Source organism: Maribacter sp. MJ134 (genome assembly GCF_003970695.1).
Lineage (GTDB): Bacteria > Bacteroidota > Bacteroidia > Flavobacteriales > Flavobacteriaceae > Maribacter.
The window spans coordinates 2,478,618-2,495,110 of record NZ_CP034570.1; the positions used below are offsets into that span (position 1 = coordinate 2,478,618).

17 protein-coding genes are annotated in these 16,493 nt (G+C 40.1%); 7 read left to right on the top strand and 10 right to left on the bottom strand.

Going from position 1 to position 16,493, the window contains the following annotated elements:
• Position 1: 1 nt before the first annotated feature.
• The 8 genes from EJ994_RS10710 to EJ994_RS10745 form a co-directional block, all read right to left on the bottom strand.
• On the bottom strand, positions 2–748 hold the full coding sequence (locus EJ994_RS10710) for a cyclase family protein (protein WP_126592422.1): 747 nt from the start codon (positions 746–748) through the stop codon (positions 2–4).
• 92 nt (positions 749–840) lie between these two features.
• Complete coding sequence (gene hemW, locus EJ994_RS10715; RefSeq protein ID WP_126592423.1) at positions 841–1,971, bottom strand: radical SAM family heme chaperone HemW; 1,131 nt, start codon at positions 1,969–1,971, stop codon at positions 841–843.
• Between the two features lie 44 nt (positions 1,972–2,015).
• Positions 2,016–2,381 carry a four helix bundle protein gene (locus EJ994_RS10720; protein ID WP_126592424.1) on the bottom strand — a complete coding sequence of 122 codons (366 nt, stop codon included), beginning with the start codon at positions 2,379–2,381 and terminating at the stop codon, positions 2,016–2,018.
• 62 nt (positions 2,382–2,443) lie between these two features.
• Complete coding sequence (gene ruvC, locus EJ994_RS10725) at positions 2,444–2,998, bottom strand: crossover junction endodeoxyribonuclease RuvC (protein WP_126592425.1); 555 nt, start codon at positions 2,996–2,998, stop codon at positions 2,444–2,446.
• 4 nt (positions 2,999–3,002) lie between these two features.
• Positions 3,003–3,479, bottom strand: a complete 477-nt coding sequence (locus EJ994_RS10730) for a hypothetical protein (protein ID WP_099574099.1) — start codon at positions 3,477–3,479, stop codon at positions 3,003–3,005.
• Between the two features lie 41 nt (positions 3,480–3,520).
• A complete protein-coding gene (locus EJ994_RS10735; protein WP_164721450.1) occupies positions 3,521–4,657 on the bottom strand; it encodes a tetratricopeptide repeat protein in 1,137 nt (378 codons plus the stop codon).
• A gap of 11 nt (positions 4,658–4,668) precedes the next feature.
• Positions 4,669–6,051: a M56 family metallopeptidase gene (locus EJ994_RS10740; protein ID WP_126592427.1), complete on the bottom strand. Its 1,383-nt coding sequence runs from the start codon at positions 6,049–6,051 to the stop codon at positions 4,669–4,671.
• A 4-nt stretch (positions 6,052–6,055) separates the two neighbouring features.
• The gene (locus EJ994_RS10745) at positions 6,056–6,448 is read right to left on the bottom strand and encodes a BlaI/MecI/CopY family transcriptional regulator (RefSeq protein ID WP_126592428.1); all 393 of its coding nucleotides are present in this window, start codon (positions 6,446–6,448) and stop codon (positions 6,056–6,058) included.
• Positions 6,449–6,608: 160 nt separating this feature from the next.
• Between EJ994_RS10745 and EJ994_RS10750 the strand changes: the two genes are divergently transcribed.
• Entirely contained in the window at positions 6,609–7,124 is a 516-nt protein-coding gene (locus EJ994_RS10750) for a DUF456 domain-containing protein (protein ID WP_126592429.1), read from the top strand.
• On the opposite strand, the gene EJ994_RS10755 is transcribed toward EJ994_RS10750, so the two are convergent.
• Complete coding sequence (locus EJ994_RS10755; RefSeq protein WP_126592430.1) at positions 7,121–7,675, bottom strand: nitroreductase; 555 nt, start codon at positions 7,673–7,675, stop codon at positions 7,121–7,123. The genes EJ994_RS10750 and EJ994_RS10755 overlap by 4 nt on opposite strands.
• Positions 7,676–7,686: 11 nt before the next feature.
• Complete coding sequence (locus EJ994_RS10760; RefSeq protein WP_126592431.1) at positions 7,687–8,583, bottom strand: LysR family transcriptional regulator; 897 nt, start codon at positions 8,581–8,583, stop codon at positions 7,687–7,689.
• 78 nt (positions 8,584–8,661) lie between these two features.
• Between EJ994_RS10760 and hutH the strand changes: the two genes are divergently transcribed.
• The 6 genes from hutH (at position 8,662) to EJ994_RS10790 (ending at position 16,469) form a co-directional block, all read left to right on the top strand.
• Complete coding sequence (hutH, locus tag EJ994_RS10765) at positions 8,662–10,242, top strand: histidine ammonia-lyase (RefSeq protein WP_126592432.1); 1,581 nt, start codon at positions 8,662–8,664, stop codon at positions 10,240–10,242.
• Positions 10,243–10,254: 12 nt separating this feature from the next.
• Entirely contained in the window at positions 10,255–11,505 is a 1,251-nt protein-coding gene (gene hutI, locus EJ994_RS10770) for an imidazolonepropionase (RefSeq protein WP_126592433.1), read from the top strand.
• Positions 11,506–11,569: 64 nt separating this feature from the next.
• Positions 11,570–13,612 (top strand): urocanate hydratase, encoded by a 2,043-nt coding sequence (locus EJ994_RS10775; protein WP_126592434.1) that lies wholly within the window; start codon positions 11,570–11,572, stop codon positions 13,610–13,612.
• Between the two features lie 5 nt (positions 13,613–13,617).
• Positions 13,618–14,571 (top strand): formimidoylglutamase, encoded by a 954-nt coding sequence (gene hutG, locus EJ994_RS10780; protein ID WP_126592435.1) that lies wholly within the window; start codon positions 13,618–13,620, stop codon positions 14,569–14,571.
• Between the two features lie 2 nt (positions 14,572–14,573).
• Positions 14,574–14,918, top strand: a complete 345-nt coding sequence (locus EJ994_RS10785) for a hypothetical protein (RefSeq protein WP_126592436.1) — start codon at positions 14,574–14,576, stop codon at positions 14,916–14,918.
• Between the two features lie 345 nt (positions 14,919–15,263).
• A complete protein-coding gene (locus EJ994_RS10790; protein WP_164721451.1) occupies positions 15,264–16,469 on the top strand; it encodes a hypothetical protein in 1,206 nt (401 codons plus the stop codon).
• The last annotated feature ends 24 nt before the right edge of the window (positions 16,470–16,493 follow it).

A 16,493-nucleotide genomic window follows, 5' to 3' on the forward strand; every position in this document is an offset into this window, starting at 1 on the left:
GCTATTCTATTTTATAAAGCACCGGTCTACTTGAACTAGCATCATTTTCAAAAGGAGCAACCTGTAGGTTTAGAAAATAATCTCCATCGGCAATTGTGTTAGGTACATAGATGAATTCTGTAATAGTAGCTTCATTCCTAATTACACCATTAAAATCCCAAAAGGCCTTATGAGCTAAAAGCGCACCGTTGTCCTTTTCTTTATCCACCGAAGGCAAATCGATCAATAGATGAGTGATTCCTTTTTCCCTTAAATACATAGCAGCTTCTTCCAACAGATAAGGCGGATTGGTATTTGAATATTGTCGTGTAATTTTAGTTGCCGTATTGGGTAAAGTTCTAATGACTAAAGCCGCTGCATCTGCGTTAGCGATAGCATTTTGCAACTGTTTTTTAGAAATCACGAAGTCGTCCCCTAATTTTCCCGGGGCAAGAGTTATTAATTCCGCTAAGAAAAAATAACTGTTTAGCACCTTGTTTACAGATTTAAAATCCTTGGTAATGTGTCCCACACATTCGGTATGCGTTCCATGTGCATGGGGATTGAAACTAATATCATTAAAATTTGTCGAAGCTCCCGCGGCAACACTTCCTATAAAATCGCCCGCTTTGTGTGGTTCCATTTTAGGATGATTTACGTACCATGCATTTACATTGGTCTGGTCCCCTTTTAAGGGCATTGAAATATCCAATGGCTTGGACAAATTTATTTTATAGTCCTTCTTTTTATATGTTATTGTAGTTTTCAATATAGTAGGTCTCAGCGATTGTAGCGGAGACGTGTCTTTTAAGTTAGGTTTTTAAGGCTCTCTATTTCCCTTTAACCGCAAAATTTTAGTGCCTACAAGTTAATCATAAAGAGGTCCGCCGCAATCCCATCGGCCAAGAATTTACCTTTTTTAGTTGCTAAAAGCACATCTCCGTCTAGGTATAACAGATGCTCTTCTATGTATTTTTCTGCTTGTAACATTACATACTCTTTATATTTAGTACCAAACTCAGCAGCTATTCTAGACAGTGAAACACCCCAAATGGTGCGTAAACCGGTCATTACATACTCGTTGTACTTATCGGTAGTAGAAAGCACCTCAACCTCCATAGGGAGTTCTCCTTGTTCAATGGCCTTTAGGTATTTTGGGTTATTGTTGATATTCCATCCGCGGCTAGTTCCATTAAAAGAATGCGCGGAGGGCCCTATTCCTAGATATTTTTTCTGCTGCCAGTAGGCCGAATTGTTCTTAGAAAAATATTCAGGTTTACCAAAATTGGAAATCTCATAACAGGAATACCCCGCATTACTCAAAGTTTCGTTTAATATATTGAAATGTTCCTGTGCAATCTCATCCTCCACAGGCTTTACCAAGCCTTTTTTAACAAAGCTGGCCAAGGCGGTATTAGGCTCAACGGTCAGGGCATAGCTAGATATATGCGGAATTTTGAACGTTAGGGCCTTTGCGATGTTCTCTTTCCACCGTTCATTGGTCATGTTGGGCATTCCGTAAATGAGGTCAATAGAAATATTATCGAAATAACGGCTCGCTCGGGCAATGCAGTCTTCAGCTTCTTTGGCATTATGTGCCCGGTTCATCAACTTTAAATCTTCCTCAAAAAAAGATTGAATCCCAATACTTAATCGATTAATAGGACTTCTTGAAAGTGCTACTAATTTCTCTTCCGACAAATCATCAGGATTCGCTTCCAAGGTAATCTCTGGAGATGCCGCAACCGAATAATTATCATAAACCGCTTTTATAATACGATCTATTTCTTCTGTTTCCAGAACGGACGGTGTTCCACCTCCGAAATAAATCGTTGCTACAAGCTCATCTTCAAATTCTTTCTTCCTAAGCTCCAACTCTTTGCACAAAGCATGTACCATAATTTCTTTCTTCATCATACGCGTAGAAAAATGAAAATCGCAGTAATGACAAGCTTGTTTGCAAAAAGGGATGTGGATGTAGATTCCCGACATTTAGTAAACAGTTAGCTGTTGGCAGTTGGCAGTTTTTTTATGGTTCATTTTGCTCCAAATTTGCCAGGGTTATTTATCATATAATAAATTAACCTTCCAACCTCGTCACTCACTTTTATGAGCTCTTCAAAAGTAGGTTGGTCGATATAATTACATGCAAGAGAAAATTCTAGCCAACCTTGTGTTTCAGAATTTTCAGAATCACTATCCGTAAGCTTACTTACAAAATGCTTAGGATAGCTCCTTTTTCTATAAGCTTCCGAAATATTAATAGAAACACTCCTGGATGATCTTCTTACCTGGTCTGTTAAAGAATACCTTTCTTCTTTTGGAAAAGATTTAGTCAATTCGAAAATTCGCATGGCAAGATCAAATGATTTTCGATATGCCAATAAATCTTGAAACTTCATAAATACTCGTATTTTTATAAGTTATTTTTTATGCCAACTCAATACTGCCAACTGAACACTGTTTACTTTTTAACCCGTTGACTATTCTGCTTCACAAAGGCACTCCAACCCGTATACGATTTACCGACCTCTACCCTACCTTCATTATAAAAATGACAAACTGCTGCCGCAAGACCATCGGTACTGTCCAAATTTTTTGGTAAGGTCTTAAGGCCCAAAACGCTTTGCAACATTCTGGCCACCTGTTCCTTACTAGCATTACCATTACCTGTAATAGCCATTTTGATTTTTTTAGGCAAATATTCCGTGATAGGAATCTGTCTGGAGAGTCCCGCTGCCATGGCCACGCCTTGCGCTCTACCCAGTTTAAGCATGGACTGTACGTTCTTTCCGAAAAAGGGCGCCTCTATCGCTATTTCATCAGGGTGATAGGTGTCTATCAGCTCTATGGTCCGTTCAAAAATGAGCTTCAATTTAGTATAGGGATCGCTATATTTTTGAAGTAAGAGTTCGTTCATTTGGATGAACTCCATTTTTTTTCCGACTACCCTTATGAGACCAAAGCCCATTATCGTTGTTCCGGGGTCTATTCCTAAAATTATCTTTTCGTTCGCCAAATTCTTACTTGGTATTTAATTGAATAGGAATCCTAAACTTGGTGCTCACCGGTATTCCTCTTTTTAATGCCGGGGCAATTGCCGGAACGTTCTTTAAGCTCTGGCTAATAATACCATCAAATTCTGGCATTTGTTTTACAATGTCCGCATCCTTCTCAATGTCAACAATGGTAATCCTACCCTCGGTGTCAATAACAAAGATAACTGCTACAACGGGGTTTTTGGCTGAATCTACGGTAAATTCAAACTCGTTCAAAGTTGCTTCAAAATGCGTGATTAGTTTATTTTCGAAACACAAACGCTGATTTTCCTTTGAAGCGGTCTCGTCACAGGATAGAAAAAGCGGATAAGAATCAATGGAATTCCAGTCAATTTCGCGTAGTTCGGCGTTGATAAGCTCTTGGGTTCTTTTTTCTTTGGATTCAAAGAAACTACAAGAAGCCAAGTTGCAACAAATCAGAACTATAAAAAACCGTTTCATGCCACCAAAAGTATGGTGGAAATTACGAATTTTTACCTAGTTTAATCCGCTTCAAAATGTATTTGTTCCTTTAATTCCGAAACCCGTTTTACTACTATTTCTGATAAATAGGGTTGTGCTTTACCGTATAACCGGATGAAATTTTCATAGTGCTCTAATTTCTTATCCGCATTTTCCGATAACCGATCGTATACGGTACATATTTGAAAATAATGGCGCGGTTCAGTTGGCATTTCCTTGTGAGCAAGGGTATAGTATGCCAAGGCCTTTTTTAAATCTTTTCTTTCTCGTGCCAAACCTGCTAGAGCACTGTAGCCCTGTCCAAAAATGGGTCTTTTGACGTCCATAGCGGTTTTAATAAAAATCGCTGCACTATCTAACTGTTTATTCTTTCGGTATACCTCAGCCAAACTAAAATAGGCTTCCGAATTGGTCTCGTTCTTTCCGATTAAAGTTTGGTACATTTTCTTGGCCTTGTCAAAATCCCAATTCTTATAATAGCTATAACCTAATTTTTCATATACGTATGCTTTGCGCTCCCCTAGTTCCAGCACCCGCTCAAACCAAGGAATGGATTTTTCATATTGCCCATCGTTAAAATAAATCAGCGCCTTTAAGTTTATTAGGGAAACGTCGTTTTCATAAAATCGCAATCCGGCATCAACATACCGCAAGGCATTGTCACGTTCTTGCTTAATCGTAAAATATTTCCCCAATTGAAAAAGACTTCTTAGGTGCGTACTATCTATTCTAACGGCGTTCTTAAAAGCTACCAAACTACTTGCTGGCTGCTCCAGTTCCCGAAAAGATTCGCCCAAGTAGTAGAAATATTCCGGATTCTGATTATTAGTAGCAATGAGATCAGTAAACAGCTTCCTAGCCTCGTTAAAGTCTTTGACTTTGAACCTAAGTTTCCCCAACTCAAAACATGCTATCTGCAATTCAGGGTGCTCCTTGACCAGATTCTGGTACTGCACCATAGCCTTTTCAAAATCCCCAATAGCTTTATAGCATCGTGCAATTTGCAAACCAGAAGATATACTCCCTTCAGAAGCATAAGCATTAATAGCTTTCGTGTAATTTCCTAGCGCATAAAGACTATCTGCAAGTGACAATGTAGAGGATTGGGCTATGCCATTGAAAACTATAAGTAATACCAGCAAGAAAATCCTCTTCACAATTCTAAGAACTATTTTAGTTTAAAAGTAACTGGAATTGAAAAGGGAACATCCACTGATTCTCCTTTATGTTGACCTGCTGTCATTTTAGGTAATCTTTTGATAATACGCGCTACCTCATTTTCCAATAACCTATCAGGACCTCTCATCTTAACATTTCCGATACTTCCATCTTTTTGAATGGTAAAAACAACATTGACCCTACCCTGAATGCCTTTATCCTGTGCTTCCTGGGGATAATTAAAGTTCTTACTGATATGTTTTTGTATCCGTTCATTAAAACAAGCTCTTTTATCCGCTAAGTTTTCGCATCCTGGAAAAACTGGAACTTCATCCACTACGGCGAATGGAATTCCACTATATGTAATTTCTCCCTTCTCTCCAGATAGACCCTTAAGATCTCTCGGAAATGTATTGTAGATCAATTTTGCCAATTGATCTTTCTCATCTTGTGTAAGTGAGTCCTTATTATTTATTTCCAGTTCAAGAGCCTCAATTTTTTTAGATAGCGGTGATTTTTTCTTTTCTTCGGACGATATTTCAGTTTGGCAAGAGGTATACAACAACATCCCAAGTAACACAGGTACTATTGTTAAATATTTTAATTGCCAGATTTTCTTCGATTTTGATTTTTGTAACATGACGATTCGTTTTTTGATTAATGAGGTTTTAAAAAATTGGTTGACAAAAGAGATATGTTGGGTTTGAAAAACCTGAGATAATAAAAGTTCATAATGAGCTTTCCGTTCTTCCTTGGGTACATGGGCATCCGCAATAAATTCGTGTAACTCGGCTATTCTATGCTGATATACATACACCAAAGGATTGAACCAGCCTCCGATGCGCATCAGCTCAAAAAAGAGCAAATCCAACGAATGCCTTTGTTTTATATGTACTAATTCGTGAGAGATGATAGCATTATACTCTTTATGGGGCAATTGATCTCCCAAAAAAATAGATTTGAAAAACGAGAAGGCCACATGACTGTCCTGGACTAATATTTGAGTGAAATTCTTGAAATAATCAATAGTTCCTTTTGACCTAAGTTGATGCAGACGCCACAATTTGGAGAGAAACCAAAGAAAGGAGAACAAAGCACCTATTATGAAGACCCACTCTTGCCAAGCGAGGGAAAACCCTTGGCTTACTTCCGCATTCAACAAAATTGGTTTTTGGTCCAAATTCCAAAGAAATTCAGAATAACCTTGAAATGTTCGTGGTACTTCGCTACTAAAGGCATCTATCTTAATCCACGGTAACAGTAACGACAGGCTATATGTAGCTATTAAATAAACCCTGTTCCACTGAAAGAAGGTCTCGCGTTTCAAAAAGAAATCATAGATGACGAGAAACACCAATTGAAAGGCGATGCACTCTAGAATATACTGTATCATGCCATTATTCTTTATCAGGTTTTCTATTTACCGCCTTAGGCTCGGCAGTCTTTATTTCGTTCAGGATAGACTCCAGTTCGGACAAACTCATATCGTTCTTCTTCATAAAAAACGACACCATACTTTTAAAAGAACCCTGAAAATACCCGTCTACCAATTTATTGATGGATTGATGACTATAGTCCGATTTCTTTAGTAATGGAAAATACAAATAGCCCTTTCCTTCCTGCTCATGATCTACAAATCCTTTATTCTCTAATATTCGCACAATAGTAGATACCGTATTGTAAGCCGGTTTAGGTTCTGGAAGCTGCGCAATAATCGCAGCAACGTTGCCTTTTTCCAACTTCCAAAGAACCTGCATTACCTCCTCTTCCGCTTTTGTTAATTGTTTCATTCAACTAAAATTTTAGTTCATTTCTGAAACAAATATAACTAAATATTTAGTTTAAACTAACTTTTTAGTTCAAAATTGAAGTCATCAGGAAGACTCTTCCTGTATTTGTAACAAAATGATGCTATCTTCGTCCCATAAACAGTCTATTAGCGTACATAGTATGGATATTGCACTACTTATTATTGGGTTTATTTTTATGATTATTGGAATTCTAGGTAGTTTTTTGCCCGTACTACCCGGGCCGCCCATTAGCTGGATCGGGCTTTTACTCCTCTATCTGACCAACGCGGTTCCAAACAACTGGTGGATACTGGGGGTGACCCTCGCGGTAGCCCTTGTCGTCTTTGCTTTGGATTACATTATACCAGCAATGGGCACGAAAAAATTCGGAGGTACAAAAGCGGGTATGATCGGAACTACCATTGGGTTATTGGTAGCTATATTCTTTCCGATTCTAGGTCCGTTAGGAATTATTATCTGGCCATTTGTTGGTGCGCTTGTAGGAGAATTACTGAACAAGGCCGACAAAAAAACCGCTACTAAAGCGGCTTTTGGTTCCTTTCTAGGTTTTTTGACAGGAACTTTCCTGAAATTTATGGTTACCATCGTATTCCTAGGACTTTTTATTACAACGGCTTGGGAGTATAAAGCGGCTCTTTTTCCCTATTTTGATTAGTCTAACCACACCACTTTCTCAGAAATAGGTTTTCTTGTTCTTTCCAGTAATTCGCCCTCGTAGTAGCCCATATAGAAGAATCCCAAGCATTTCTCACCTTCCTCCATGGGAAGAAATTCGTCCATATATGTAATGAGCCCCGGAGAACTCCAATAACAACCAATACCTAGCTCCGTACAACAAAGCCACATATTCTGCACCGCCATGGCAGTCGCTGCAATCTCTTCCCATTCCGGAATACTTTCCAAAGGGTCTCGTTGCATACAAATAGCGATAATAGCCCCAGCTTTTTTTGGGTTTTCAATGAGCTTCTTCGCTTTTATTTGCTTGGGTTTTGGCGTAATATCAATGTAGGTGTTCGATAAAAACTCGCCCAACTCGGCCTTTTTTGTTCCTTGTATTACCTTAAACCGCCAGGGTTCTGTTTTCTTGTGATTGGGTGCCCAATTAGCGGCTTCCAATATTAGCTCAATATCCCTTTTTACAATAGGCTTTTCAATATACTGCGCTGGGAATATGGAGCGTCTCTCCTTTATCAAATCAAATATCATAATAAGTAATTTTAGGATGAAGATCTACCTAAAAGTAAATCCATACAATTTTTTAACACGGGATTAGCGTTTTCCTTCCTCCATATCACCGAAAGTAGCGCACGCTGTTTTAAAGTCTTCAACTCAATAAACTTCACTTTCATCTGAAATCCGGCTTGTAGGGCCGTTGGTACAATGGCAATACCCAAGTTGTTCTCCACCAATTTAAATATCGTATGCGCGTGTACCGACTTATGTGATACTTTAGGAACAAAACCGGCATCGGAGCAAATACTCATAATCGTTTCAAAATAGTAAGGACTATACGCTTGACTGAACAGTATAAAATTATCTTCTGAAAACTGATACATGCCTTTATAATCCCTTGTAAGCATAGGATAACTCTCTGGTAGCACCAAAGAAAACGTATCCTCAAAAATGGTTTGCATATGCAAAGCTGCAGGCACTCTGGCCAATCGCACAAAACCAATATCCAATTCGTCTTTCAACACCGCGTCTACTTGGTCTTGATTGGCACGCTCCTCTAGGGAAGTTTTTATTTTAGGGTAGTTATCCCGCAACTGCAAAAGCAAATTAGGAATTACGTTCTGCATAGCGGAGCCTAGAAATCCAATACGGATTTCACCAGTGTCACCTTCCCCTATCAACTGCAACTGTCTCTTTGTCTCTTTTAACTGTTTTAATATGGCTTCCGTTTGCGTTTTCAAATAATGTCCCGCTGGTGTAAGCGCCACCTTCTTCTTATTTCGCACAAATAGTTCTACCTGCAGAAGGTTCTCCATCTGTTTAATTTGCCGACTTAGGCCAGGTTGAGAAATAAATAATTTTTCCGCAGCCTTTCTAAAGTGCAGTTCTTCCGCTACCGCCAAGAAATAGGATAGATGTCGCAATTCTATTTGAGAACTCATAGTTATTAATTATATACAAAAATAGTATTGGTAATTATCAAACTTAATAAATAAATTTATAGAACTAAAACATAGATAATGGTTACCGCACCAAAAACATTTAGATTAGGAGAGGATTGGCTTACCGCAAGTATCGCCATAAGCATCTCAAAGGGTATTACTGACCTCACGATAAGTCAAAAAACCAGAGATAATGTAATAACCAGCTGGGGAATTGTGCAGAACATTGTGGATAAGGGACATCCGGTATATGGAATCAACACCGGTTTTGGTCCGCTCTGCACTACAAAAATCTCTTCTTCTGAAACCAATGTACTACAAACCAACATTCTTCAAAGCCATAGCGTAGGCGTGGGCAAACCCATTTCTAAATCCATTGCGAAGCTGATGCTGGTCTTAAAGGCCCATTCTTTGGCAAAAGGTTATTCCGGTATTGCCGAAGCTACGCTGAACAGAATAGTTTGGCATATAGAAAATGATGCTATTCCCATAGTACCTTCTAAAGGCTCGGTAGGAGCTTCGGGTGATTTAGCACCCTTATCACACCTGTTCCTTCCACTAATAGGCCTTGGAGAAGTGCGGTATAAAAACGAGACGATAAGCACTAAAGAATTATTTAAGAAAACTGACCTCGAAGCACTTGACCTTGGACCAAAAGAGGGTCTGGCACTTATTAACGGAACACAGTTTATAGCCGCCCACGCCGTTAAAGTTGTAGAAAAATTACACTCCGTTCTTTCCCAGGCCGATATTATTGGGGCTATGATGATTGAAGGGCTTCAAGGTTCTGTAAAACCCTTCTATAATGAACTACACGCCTTACGACCTTACAAGGGTAACATTCATGTTGCCAAACGCGTGAAACGATTATTAAAGGGTTCCGAAATTATGGAGGACCATATTGACTGCGAGCGTGTACAAGACCCCTATTCACTGCGGTGTATTCCGCAAGTACATGGTGCGTCTAGAAATGCCTGGTTACATCTCAAAGAGTTGTTGGAAGTAGAATTAAACTCCGTCACCGATAATCCCGTAATAATTGATGAGGAACTTACGATTAGTGGAGGTAATTTTCACGGGCAGCCCTTGGCAATGGCTTTGGATTATGCCTGTTTGGCGGCATCGGAGATTGGAAATATTTCGGATCGGCGAATTTATTTAGCACTAGAAGGCAATAGCCCCGGAGTTCCTAAATTGTTGATGAAGGATACGGGCATCAATTCTGGCTATATGATTCTTCAGTATACTACGGCTGCCCTCGCCAGCGAAAATAAGGGACTTTGCTTTCCGTCCAGTGCGGATAGTATTCCCACGTCATTGGGTCAAGAAGACCATGTAAGCATGGGCTCCATTGGCGGGCGTAAGGCCCTACAGGTCATTGGAAACGTAGAAAAGATATTGGCCATAGAACTATTGACCGCCGCCCAAGCTTTCGAATTCAGGAAACCTATGAAGTCCGGTATTTTTCTGGATGAAATCCATAAAGAAATTCGAAAAAAAGTTGCCTTTGCCGATAAGGATAGGGTATTTGCCGATGATATTGAAAAGGGAATTAAGATGATAAAAAACAACACAATTAGTAAACTGATTGAGCGTATTGGAGCAAAAGAAGGGATATCTTTAAAGACAAAGTATTCCAATGAATTTGAAACCTACTAAATAGTTTTTACAATGAAAAAATTAAAGCTTCTTGGCCCCATTAAGCAAATAGTTCCCATGACCGGTCTTTCCCTAAAAGGGGCACTGTTGGACGAACAGCTCCTTGTTTTAAAAGATGCCGGCATCCTACTTGAAGAAGAAAAGATAAAATCCGTAGGTAATTTTGATACGTTACGAACACAGTATAAGGAGGCAGAACTTCATGAGCTAAAAGGAGACCATACCTGTCTTCCGGGCTTTATCGATGCTCACACGCATATTTGTTTTGGAGGCTCAAGGGCCAATGACTATGCCATGCGAAATGCAGGCAAAACCTATTTAGAAATTGCAAAAGCCGGTGGTGGTATTTGGGATACCGTTATGCAAACGCGGAAAGCCACAAAAGAAACCTTGGTAAAAAGCACTAAAAAAAGAGCCAATAGACATTTAAAAAATGGTGTAACCACCATTGAAGTAAAAAGCGGCTATGGTTTATCCGTTGCGGAGGAAATTAAAATGTTACGCGCAATACAAGAGGCAAACGAAACCATTGCTAGCGATTTAATAGCCACGTGCCTAGCGGCGCATATGGTTCCCAAGGATTATAAAGGTAGCGCGGAAGCCTATCTGAAAGAAATCAGCACTGAGCTTTTTCCAATTTTAAAAGCTAAAAAATTAACCAATCGCATAGATGCCTTTATTGAGGAAAGTGCTTTCTCAGCAGCACAGATTACAGCCTATTTTGAAAAAGCAAGGCAAATGGGTTTTGACATCACGGTTCATGCCGACCAATTTTCTACCGGAGGGAGTAAAGTGGCTATAGATTTTGAAGCCCTAAGTGCAGACCATTTAGAGGCCAGTACCAATACCGAAATAGGACAATTATCAAATAGTAATGTTATCGCAACCGCTTTACCAGGAGCATCCATAGGACTGGGATGCGCTTTTACACCTGCCAGAAAAATTTTGGACGCTGGCGGTGCATTGGCCATTGCCAGTGACCACAATCCAGGTTCTGCTCCAATGGGTGATCTCTTAACACAGGCAGCCATATTGGGAACCTTTGAAAAATTATCCAATGCCGAGGTATTGGCCGGAATAACCTTTAGGGCGGCGGCGGCTTTAAAGCTAGAGGACAGAGGCCGATTGGAAGAAGGTCTTTTAGCGGATTTTAGCCTTTTCCATACTGGAAATTATCAAGAAATCTTATACAATCAAGGCAATCTGAAACCCTGCATGGTTTGGAAAAAAGGAATATTGGTTTTTGATAAGCATAAAGGTTGATTCCTTCGGCTACGCTCGGGACAAGGGTTGAAAATTAAAAAAAGACAGTGTAATTAAGCATAAAATGGATTTTAAATCACAAGTAGTACAAGGTATTCCACAAGAACTTCCTTCAAAAAAAGAGCGTTCAATAGCAGTGAGTCACGCTCCTAAACGAAAAGAGATTTTATCGCTCGATGAAAAAAAGCTGGCCATCAGAAATGCGCTACGCTATTTTCCCAAAGCTTGGCATACGGAACTATCAAAGGAATTTGCCGTAGAGCTTAAGGAGCATGGTAGGATATACATGTACAGATTTATGCCAGATTATGATATGTACGCGCGTCCCGTTCAAGAATACCCTGCTAAATCTTCACAGGCCGCCGCTTTAATGCTAATGATACAGAACAACCTTGATCCCGCTGTAGCCCAACATCCTGAAGAACTTATCACCTACGGAGGTAATGGAGCGGTATTTCAAAACTGGGCGCAGTACCTGGTAACCATGAAGTATTTGGCCACCATGATTGATGAGCAAACGCTACATATCTATTCGGGGCACCCAATGGGCCTCTTTCCATCGTCGAAAGAAGCACCACGCGTAGTAGTCACCAATGGCATGATGATTCCCAACTACTCCAAACCGGACGATTGGGAAAAATACAATGCGCTTGGGGTTACACAATATGGTCAAATGACCGCAGGTTCCTATATGTATATTGGTCCACAAGGCATTGTTCACGGGACTGCCATTACGGTAATGAACGCCTTTAGAAAAGTGCTGGAGAAAGACGAAACCCCGGCAGGGAAAATATTTCTTACGGCAGGTTTGGGCGGTATGAGTGGTGCACAACCCAAGGCTGGAAATATTGCGGGCTGCATTACCATTTGTGCAGAAGTGAATGCCGTCGCAGCGTTAAAGAGACATGAGCAAGGATGGGTAGATGAGCTATTAGATGATATTGATGCACTAGTACATCGCACTAAAAAGGCAATTCAAAAAAAAGAAGTCGTTTCGCTCGCCTTTATCGGGAACGTGGTTGCCGTTTGGGAACGCTTCTATCAAGAGAACATATTTATTCATCTAGGCTCCGACCAAACCTCTTTACATAATCCATGGGCGGGCGGCTATTATCCCGTGGACTTATCCTTTGAAGAATCGAACGTCTTAATGAGTTCCGACCCGGAAACATTTAAAGAAAGTGTTCAGGAATCTTTACGAAGACACATAAATGCCATTAACAAACATGCGAAGAAAGGCACCTACTTTTTCGATTACGGAAACGCTTTTCTACTGGAAGCCTCAAGAGCCCGTGCCGCTGTATACAAAGATGCAAAAGGAAACTTTTTAGACTCCCCTTCTAAAGACCAAGGAGAAAAGAATTGGGCCTACCCAAGTTATGTCCAAGATATTCTAGGCCCAATGTGTTTTGATTACGGTTTTGGACCGTTTAGGTGGGTTTGTGCTTCTGGAAAACCAGAGGACTTGCGAAAAACAGATGCAATAGCCCTAGAAACAATGCAGGATATCAAAAAAACTGCTCCCAAGGAAATTCAGCAACAGATGCAAGACAATATCAAATGGATCGAGGAAGCTGAAGAGAATAGACTGGTCATAGGTTCACAGGCACGTATTTTATATGCGGATGCAGAGGGTAGGGCTAAAATTGCAGCGGCATTTAACCAGGCTATCGCTAGCGGAGAACTTTCGGCTGCGGTAATTTTAGGTAGGGACCATCATGATGTAAGTGGAACAGATTCGCCTTTCAGAGAAACAAGCAATATTTACGACGGCAGCAAATTCACCGCAGATATGGCCATACACAATGTAATTGGCGACAGTTTCAGGGGCGCCACATGGGTTTCCATTCACAATGGCGGAGGTGTAGGGTGGGGAGAAGTAATCAATGGCGGTTTTGGCTTGGTGCTGGACGGGTCCGAAGAGGCATCCCGAAAGCTGAGGAATATGCTGTTCTACGATGTCAACAATGGCATCTCCCGAAGAAGTTGGGCCCGTAACAAAGAAGCTATTTTTGCCATTGAACGAGAAATGGCACGGACACCGCAACTTAAAGTTACTTTACCTAACTTAGTGGAAGATGAGTTGTTAAACGGATTATTTATCTGAACTAAATGGCGATTTTCAAAACTACCAAATCGGATTTCTACAGTGGGAGAACATCGGAAGCACAGCACTATCTGCACGAGAAAATTACCTGCGTTGGACTCCCCGAACTTAGCGAAACTACCAATAAGGCCATTGGCCTGTTGGGATATGCCTGTGATGAAGGTGTAGAAAGAAATCAAGGGCGGATCGGTGCTAAAAAAGGGCCCGACGCTATTCGTAAACAATTGGGTAAACTCCCAAATCACCTGAGTAGGGACACCTCGCTCTTAGACATGGGAACAATCATCTGTGACGATGCCGATTTAGAAGCCGCGCAAGGACTTCTGTCCAAAAAAATAACATCAATCTTAGAACAAAATACATTTCCTATTATCCTAGGTGGCGGACATGATATAGCCTATGGAACTTTCAACGCTATTAAGAATTATTTGAAGAATTCTAAAACAATAGGCATTATTAATTTTGACGCCCATTTTGATTTACGTTCAACGGAAAATGGCACCAATTCGGGAACCCCATTCTATCAAATTGCACAGGACTGCAAGAACACTGAAAATCCTTTTCATTACTTATGTCTGGGTATCAGGGAAGATGCGAACGACCGTAAATTGTTTCGGACAGCAAAGGAGCTCGATGTAAAGTATATTCTACGGGATACGTTCAGAATTCAGTTTCATACGGAGATCAATGCCTGGATCAATGCCTTCATACAAAATGTAGATGCGGTTTATGTGACCATAGACCTTGACGGATTTTCATCTGCTTATGCGCCTGGGGTAAGTGCCCCTTCTCCTATGGGATTTACGCCAGACGTCGTATTGGAGTCCTTAAAAACCATCATAAGTTCCGGTAAATTATGTACTTTGGACATTGCTGAATTAAATCCCGAATTTGATGTGGACAACCAAACTGCAAAGTTAGCTGCATCCCTAATCCATGCTGTTATGCAGAATATTTAATTATGGAAGAGTTTATTATCAGAGAAAATCCGCAAATTAAGATTGTTCTATTCAATGATAGATTAGAACTCCATGAAAAAGATAAGGAAAAAACAGAATATGTATTAAAAGAAATCGATTCTTTTCAAATTGGAAAAAGAGTCAATTGGGTTGTAAGCATACTTTCTTTCATTGTGGGAGTTTTTACTGAAACTTCAGGAGATGTTTACAAAGAACGAGATAAACTCAAATTTAATTATGAAGGAAAGTTAATAGTGATTTCGTTAAAAGGTGGCGACCAAGGCATAGCAATGGCAGCAGCCAATAGGATAAATCAATTTATAAGAGAAGCCTACAAAACGAAATAAAACAAAAAAAGCCTCCCTTTATGGAAAGCCTTTCATTGGTTAAAATCGATAACAAATCGATTAACACTAGTTGCTCCAAACGTTGTCTGAAGCACAACACAACAAAGCAAAGATACTAAAGCTTTTCAACAATTTAGAACTGGAATTTTTTTCTTATCGACGAAATAAACGTATTCCTCTGTAAAACGAGTTATGGGGGTTTGTATCGTTATCGACTAAACGTCGGTTATATCGGCAATACACTATCCCTGTTACGCTTATCGATAAACTGTGCGGGTGGTCGTGATGCCTTTAAAAACCTTTAATGCTGGTGTAAATTTGGTAGCCCCAAAGAAAACCAAACCGATGAACTACCGACACCTGCACGTTAAATTATATCTCTTACTCTTCATAGTTCTCCTCTTCGGCTCCTGTCAAAAAGACGAAATACTTTACAATGAGGAAATTGAAGTAATCCTTGATGAAACTATAGATGAAGTCTCTAAAAATGATTTGGATACAAAGCCTGCGGACCTAGATGCCCACCTTAATTGGATCTATGAAATGCAGGGAACTTCAGGGTTATTGGAAAGTGCCGAGAACACAGATTTTGTATCACTTTACGATAATGCGCTGGCAGCCATTCTATTCATTCAGCAAGGCAATCCGGAAAGAGCAGAAAAAATATTCGATTTTTACCATACCAAGAAGGAAACGGAACTTATAACCAATGGCGGTTTTTATCAATCCAGGAATAGCTCTGGGGAAGAAGGAGAAAGAATATGGATGGGCGATAACGCCTGGCTATTGATTGCCTTGAACCATTATGAAGCAACCTATCAATCTAATAAATACGAATCCCTATCCAATGCTTTGGACAATTGGCTCCGTTCCATGCAAAATGAAGACGGGAGCATAAAAGGAGGTGTCAATAGCGACGGCAGTATAATTCCTAAGGTAACCGAGGGCATTCTAATGGCCTTTAACGCGGTTAAGGGGTACGACGATTTCCATAAAGGAATTTTAAATTTTCTACATAAGAATAGATGGGATAATACGCTTGGAGTTTTGACCTCTTGGCCAGAGAATCCGCAATACAAATATGCCATGGATCTTCATCCTCTTGGCAATGGTGTTTTTCAAGATATGCCCGATGATGTGCTTTTTCAGGCAAACAGGTATCTTAACAGTCAGAACGTAACGGTGACCGGCGAAGAAATTACGGGGTATTGTTTTGATGATGATAAGGATGTAATCTGGTTAGAAGGCACCGCACAAATGGCGGTTGCTTTTGCTAGTATTGGAAGGTTTGACAAATCCGAAACGCTCATAGTAACATTAGAAAAAACATTGCTCAACAGCACAACGGTGGTAAATGCCCAAGGCATACCTTATGCATCAAATCATGGAACATCCTACGGAAATAGCATGTTATGGAACCACGCCGACATTGCCCCGGCACTGTCCTCTACCATCTGGTATTCCTTTGCCAAATTAGGTTTTAATCCGCTACATCTGGGAAGAAAATATGACATCCCTGACGGAGATATGTTTTGGATTGCAAACAACTAGCACAAATTTTAAAAATATTTTAAC

What these genes read in the sequence shown, in the direction of transcription:
- EJ994_RS10750 (WP_126592429.1), top strand. Translation starts at nt 6,609, where the DNA reads ATGGATATTGCACTACTTATTATTGGGTTTATTTTTATGATTATTGGA.
- EJ994_RS10760 (WP_126592431.1), bottom strand. Translation starts at nt 8,583, where the DNA reads ATGAGTTCTCAAATAGAATTGCGACATCTATCCTATTTCTTGGCGGTA.
- hutI (WP_126592433.1), top strand. Translation starts at nt 10,255, where the DNA reads ATGAAAAAATTAAAGCTTCTTGGCCCCATTAAGCAAATAGTTCCCATG.
- EJ994_RS10740 (WP_126592427.1), bottom strand. Translation starts at nt 6,051, where the DNA reads ATGATACAGTATATTCTAGAGTGCATCGCCTTTCAATTGGTGTTTCTC.
- EJ994_RS10745 (WP_126592428.1), bottom strand. Translation starts at nt 6,448, where the DNA reads ATGAAACAATTAACAAAAGCGGAAGAGGAGGTAATGCAGGTTCTTTGG.
- EJ994_RS10790 (WP_164721451.1), top strand. Translation starts at nt 15,264, where the DNA reads ATGAACTACCGACACCTGCACGTTAAATTATATCTCTTACTCTTCATA.
- hutG (WP_126592435.1), top strand. Translation starts at nt 13,618, where the DNA reads ATGGCGATTTTCAAAACTACCAAATCGGATTTCTACAGTGGGAGAACA.
- EJ994_RS10720 (WP_126592424.1), bottom strand. Translation starts at nt 2,381, where the DNA reads ATGAAGTTTCAAGATTTATTGGCATATCGAAAATCATTTGATCTTGCC.
- EJ994_RS10755 (WP_126592430.1), bottom strand. Translation starts at nt 7,675, where the DNA reads ATGATATTTGATTTGATAAAGGAGAGACGCTCCATATTCCCAGCGCAG.
- EJ994_RS10775 (WP_126592434.1), top strand. Translation starts at nt 11,570, where the DNA reads ATGGATTTTAAATCACAAGTAGTACAAGGTATTCCACAAGAACTTCCT.
- hemW (WP_126592423.1), bottom strand. Translation starts at nt 1,971, where the DNA reads ATGTCGGGAATCTACATCCACATCCCTTTTTGCAAACAAGCTTGTCAT.
- EJ994_RS10785 (WP_126592436.1), top strand. Translation starts at nt 14,574, where the DNA reads ATGGAAGAGTTTATTATCAGAGAAAATCCGCAAATTAAGATTGTTCTA.
- EJ994_RS10730 (WP_099574099.1), bottom strand. Translation starts at nt 3,479, where the DNA reads ATGAAACGGTTTTTTATAGTTCTGATTTGTTGCAACTTGGCTTCTTGT.
- hutH (WP_126592432.1), top strand. Translation starts at nt 8,662, where the DNA reads ATGGTTACCGCACCAAAAACATTTAGATTAGGAGAGGATTGGCTTACC.